This is a genomic window from Mycobacterium sp. (assembly GCF_035640695.1).
GTDB lineage: Bacteria > Actinomycetota > Actinomycetes > Mycobacteriales > Mycobacteriaceae > Mycobacterium.
In genome coordinates this window covers 1-4006 of the sequence record NZ_DASQVQ010000125.1, presented here as the reverse complement: position 1 = coordinate 4006, position 4006 = coordinate 1, and the positions used below count along the sequence as shown (strand labels likewise).

Here is a 4006-nt window from a genome sequence, read left to right as displayed (position 1 = left end):
GAAGACCTTGCTCAAGTGATATTTGACGGTGCGCGGACTTATGAACAATCGGGCGCCGATCTCCGGGTTCGACAACCCGCCGCGTGCCAACCGTGCGATCTGTGCCTCCTGCGCGGTTAGCTGCAGGGTGGTTTCGACCGTTCGCTTGCGCGCAGTTTCTCCGGTGGCTGCCAGCTCTCGGCGGGCGCGCTGAGCGAATGCTTCAATGCCCATCGTCTCGAGCATGTCAAGCGCGATGCGTAACTGCATGCGCGCATCTATGCGCCGGCGTTCTCGTCGCAGCCATTCCCCGTAGAGGAGGTGAACGCGGGCCAGCTGGATCCGCGCGCCGGTGCGGCCCAGCAATGCGATCGACTCGCGGTAACTGCGCTCGGCGACCTCGCCGTCGTTGAGCAGTGCGTGCACGAGGGCCTGGATGCCAAGGCCCCAGTCGGTCGGAGTCACCCGCATGCGTTCCGACACCCAGTCGAGAGCCGCCGCGACGAGTGCCGTGTCACCTGTGCGCGACGCCGCCTCGGCAAGCTCAAGCACGAGGAACGGCCCGGCGCCCAGCGGGTCGAGCTCAAATACTCGCCGAGCGGCGTCGCGTGCGCGGCCGTGTCGACCCAGTCCGTTGTCGAGGACCGCGCTGGCGTAGATCGCAATGTCGGCCATCGTGGTAGTCGGTCCCCGCAGGGTGGTCTCGATCAACTCGGATGCGTGGGCCTGCTGGCCCCGCCATGCGGCCGCGATCATTTCGGCAGACCGCAGCGGCGGATTCCCGCTTACCTCGGCGATCACGCTCTCTTCCTGAATCAACTGGGCTGCGGTGGTGGGCTCCCCGGCGAGCAGGTGAAGTCTGGCCAGAGTGTTCAGCGTGTGCTGCATGTGCGCGAGTGCCCCGGTATTGCGGGCGAATTCAGTTACCCGCGCCGCAAGGGCTTCCGCGGATTCGCCATCCCACAGCTCGAAGGCGATTTCGGCGGCGGTGGTTGCGCACATAAGCCAGAGCCACCGACCTGCGCTGTCCGTGGGAAGCTCATGGGAAAGGAACAACTCGACTGCTCGCGCAAGTGACGGCGCGGCTGCCGCATACCCGTCAGTCCAGCGCGACACCAGGCCGTTGAGCAGGACGTCGACCGCACGCGTGGACGCGGGACGAGGCGGCACCGCGCGGGCGGCCTCAACCACCTCCGCCAATCCGCCAGGGCTGCCCAGACCGGCCGCCCAGATCGCGGCCGCCAGCGCTTCCAGGTGTGTGTCACGCGCCAACGTGGTGTCTAGGGACTCGAGGCGTTTGGCCGCGTCGCGCAGCAGCCGGGCCGCGTCGGTACCGCGTCGCTGCATCATCGCGATTTGTCCGCGCAAGTGCTGCAGCTCAACGGCCTGCAGGTGGTCCAGCGGCGCCGCCTCGACTGCCACCAGCAGTCCCAACGCCGCATCGAACGCGCCCGCGTCGCGGTTCGTCTTGGCCGCGGTCAGCAGGCGCTCGGCACGGCGAGCGGGTTCGGCTGTCAGCATTCCGGCACGTTCCAGGAATGCTGCCGCGGCCGCCAAACCCCCGCGGTCCTGCGCCCGGCCGGCCGAGCGCTCGAGCTCCGCGGCGACGTCCTCGTCGGGCCCTGGCGCGGCTTGGGCACGGTGCCAGGCACGTCGGTCGGGATCGGAATTGGCATCGGTGGCCTCAGCCAGCGCCCGGTGCACGTCCTGCCTGTCCGACAACGGCGCCGAGCGGTAGACCGCCGAACGCACCAGCGGGTGACGGAAAAGCACCCGGGTCCCGATCTCGAGAAGACCGGCCTCGGCCGCGGCGGTCGCCGCCGACGTGGGGATGCCGAGCCACTCGGCGGCTCGCCACACCAGCAGCGGCTCGCCCACCGGCTCGGCGGCTGCTACCAGCATCAGCAGCCGGGTATCGTCGGGCAGAACCTGCAGCCGCCGCTGAAACGCTTCCACTAGTCGCCCCGACAGCGGCGCGGAGCCGCCAAACGCGAGCCCGCCGGCCAGCTGCGAAGAATTCAATCCACGCGGTAGCTCCAGCAATGCCAACGGGTTTCCGCGCGTCTCAGCCACAATCCGGTCGCGGATCCGCATGTCCAGTGGCGGAGGCAGCACCGAGTCGAGCAGTGCCTTCGCATCCTCGTCCCCCAAACCTTCCACCATCAGATGCGGCAATGCCGCCACATCATCGACTGGCTTACGCGCAGCGAAAACCATTCCAACCGATTCTGCTTGCAGCCTGCGGGCCACGAACGCCAGGACCTGTGTCGAGGCACGGTCGAGCCACTGCTGGTCGTCCACCAGGCAGATAACCGGCCGCTGCTCGGCAACCTCAGAAAGCAGGCTCAGGACCGCCACGCCCACCAGGAACCGATCCGGCGCCGGTCCGGAACCCACGCCCAACGCGACCTCGAGCGCGCGGCGTTGGGGAATGGGCAGCCGCTCGACCTGAGCGAACATCGGCGCACACACCTGCTGTAGCCCGGCGTATGCCAGCTCCATCTCCGACTGCACGCCCGAGGCCTGCGCCACCACGCAGCCCGACGCATGCTCGGCCACGTAATCCAACAGCGCCGTCTTGCCCACGCCCGGTTCGCCATACAGCACCAGCGCGCGGCTCTGACCGCTGCGGACAGCAGCTACCAGCCGATCAAGCGTCTCGCACTCGATTCGCCGGCCCCGCAACTGGGCCCCTCGTAGGGCGGACGCTTCTGCGGCCATCTAGCCGGACCCGACGCTTAGCGCGACCACGAACGGACCAACGCCGCCGGTGACGGGATAAATCCACGAATGGTGTGCCTTGTGTCACGGATCTCGCGCTTCGTGCCGGCACGGCACGGCCTAAGTCATCGACTCAGAATCAGCTGCTGTTCATCGGTGTTCGGGGGGTCGGCCTTCTCACGGATGCCGCATGATTTCAGGCGCAATCCAGGGCCCCTGGGGTTCGGCGGCGTCGGAGTTCATTTTGATCGCGTCGATGCCGCCTTCGGGGATGGTGAGCAGGTGAATGTATGTCTGATCGGGGTCGGCGAATATGAGTAACTCACCGGCGAGGGCGGTGATGAGCGGTGAATGCTCGATACCGAGCCCGTCGAGATGCGTGATCCACGCCAGAAGGTCGTCGGTGTCGCCAGCCACGAACTGGACCGGGTCGTAGCCGATGGTGGCCGCCGCAGCGCGGGGAGCCCAGCGCAGCTCGATCGGGATGTCCACACCGGGCAGCCGCAGGATTACCGCATAGCGGTACCCCCCTCGGTCGTAGTGGTCGAACTGGGACAGATACTCGGCGTCGAACACCCGCTGATACCAGCTCAGGCTGGTGTCCAGGTCGCTGACGGGCAGTTTGACGTGATGCAGGCCGTGCAGCCGGGGAGCGGTCATTGTTGTCTCTTTTCAGGCGAGTTCGGCCATGTGGAGGGCCATTTGCTTGCGTGCCGGCGGGAGGGCTCCGATCACGGAGAACACGCTGTTGCGCAGGAACTGGCCGGCGCGGTTGTCCACGACAGAGGCGCGGGTCATGAAATTGGTGAACGCGACGGTGGTGCGCGCGATAGGTCGGCGGCGCCGCTCGTAGCCGTCGAGATCGGCGCTTTTGGCGCCCGCGAGCGACCTGGATAGCGTGTGCGCCAAGTCCATGGCGTCCTGAATTCCCAGGTTCATGCCCTGGCCCCCGGCGGGACTGTGCACGTGCGCGGCGTCACCGGCTAGAAACACCGGTCCGCGGCGGAAGGTGCTCGCGATGCGGTGATGGACACGAAATTGTGATGCCCAGGTGAGTTCTTTGACCCGCGCCCCCGTCGGGCCGCGCTCGTCGAGGATGTGCTGAACAAAATCGACGTCGATCACGTCGGGTGGATTGTTGACTGCGGTCAATACCCGGCGTTGGTCGTCGGGCAACGGTCCACTGACAACGAGCCCGGCCGGTGAGAAGAAGTTCTGCACCTCATCGAATTGCAGAGGCCACTCCACCCGGGCATCGGCCAGGGTGAACGACTGCGGATAGGTTCCACCCGCGAAGTCGATTTCT

3 protein-coding genes are annotated in these 4006 nt (G+C 66.9%); all 3 read right to left on the bottom strand.

Going from position 1 to position 4006, the window contains the following annotated elements; translation table 11 throughout:
* On the bottom strand, nucleotides 1–2664 hold a 2664-nt coding region (locus VE759_RS14460), incomplete at its 3' end, for a helix-turn-helix transcriptional regulator (RefSeq protein WP_324933574.1).
* Nucleotides 2665–2877: 213 nt separating this feature from the next.
* On the bottom strand, nucleotides 2878–3360 hold the full coding sequence (locus tag VE759_RS14455) for a VOC family protein (RefSeq protein WP_324933571.1): 483 nt from the start codon (nucleotides 3358–3360) through the stop codon (nucleotides 2878–2880).
* A 12-nt stretch (nucleotides 3361–3372) separates the two neighbouring features.
* On the bottom strand, nucleotides 3373–4006 hold a 634-nt coding region (locus VE759_RS14450; RefSeq protein WP_324933568.1), incomplete at its 5' end, for an NAD(P)/FAD-dependent oxidoreductase.

Coding starts and splice junctions, on each gene's coding strand:
- VE759_RS14455 (WP_324933571.1), bottom strand. CDS start 3,360: ATGACCGCTCCCCGGCTGCACGGCCTGCATCACGTCAAACTGCCCGTC.